This window comes from Pseudomonas sp. IT-P4 (genome assembly GCF_949767755.1).
GTDB lineage: Bacteria > Pseudomonadota > Gammaproteobacteria > Pseudomonadales > Pseudomonadaceae > Aquipseudomonas > Aquipseudomonas monachiensis.
Genome location: NZ_CATKPX010000071.1, coordinates 1 through 1,078, shown reverse-complemented (window position 1 = coordinate 1,078; position 1,078 = coordinate 1). Strand labels below are relative to the sequence as shown.

1 protein-coding gene and 1 pseudogene are annotated in these 1,078 nt (G+C 55.9%); both read right to left on the bottom strand.

What is annotated here, in order from left to right; genetic code table 11:
- Positions 1 to 822 (bottom strand): DUF6396 domain-containing protein (locus ACM6IT_RS24590; protein ID WP_414918879.1); only part of this gene is annotated, 822 nt, incomplete at its 3' end.
- A 64-nt stretch (positions 823 to 886) separates the two neighbouring features.
- A pseudogene (locus ACM6IT_RS24585) lies at positions 887 to 1,078 on the bottom strand (sel1 repeat family protein); the annotation flags it as partial.

Below are 1,078 nucleotides of genomic sequence, written 5' to 3'. Positions count from 1 at the left end.
GGGTAACGGGGCGGGCGGCAGCGGGAGGATCTCGTTGATCTCGGGGACCTTGGGATTGGCGTAGGAGTAGCCCGAGAGGATTTTCCAGATTTTTTTGTAGCGTTCGGCGCGTTCGAGGTCTTCCTGTTGGCCGAGGTAGAGCAAGCGGTTATCTGGCTTAGGGCCACGGAAGCCTTTTTCCAACCGGCCGGCAGCACCGTCGCTACCAGCTACAACGCCCATCTGGAAGACCTCAAGCGCTTCTTGGTACTTTCCTTTGTTCTTAAAGTGGACACCTAGGGCGACGGCTGATTTACCGTGACCTTGTTCAGCTGCGCAACGGCGCATCTGCCGCGCAACATCCGGGGCAATATCAATCGGCGCCAACTTGTCGGCTACAACTGCCTGAGCTTGCGCATTGCCCTGATCGGCGGCTTTGCGGTAGTAACGCAAGGCCATTTCGTGATCTTGCTGCAACCCGCCTGCGCCGTGCTGCAAAAAGATACCGACAAAGTAATATCCCGTTGCCACTTCCGCGTTGATCAGTTGTTCACTCATGCGCAAATGCTCTTCACCACGGAGTTTGAAAGTACCGCGCATCGCACCGTTCTGCAGGTTGATATTGGCCTTGTAGTGGCCGTTCTCACTGGCGATGCGATATAAACGTTCGATCTCTCCATCGACGGTCTTGTCCTGCTTGAGTTGGTTGTTCTTTTGCAACCAGCGCGCGTAATGGAACAGCACATCGGCCTCAGCGGGCGGCGCCGGAATTGTTTCGTGTTGGCAGGTGAAGGCGAGATCAACGTTGATATCGGTGAGCGGGTTTACAAAGTCCACCGACAAAGGCTCGGCACTGTTGGCGCCACAACCGGTCAAGGCGATGAGTATCAAACAGCTCCATAAATACTCAGACCTCACCGAACAGTCTCCATTCGATATTTTCCTCCTCGACCGTCACACGGTCGGCGAGCAGGAAGCGGCTGTGACGATGCTTGACGTTCAGAGTCGGCATGATCTCGCCCTTCTCGAAGCGCCGGGGCTCGCCTTTTTCCAGGCGCGACCAGGATTGACCGGCGATACTTTCCGCCAGCCAATAACT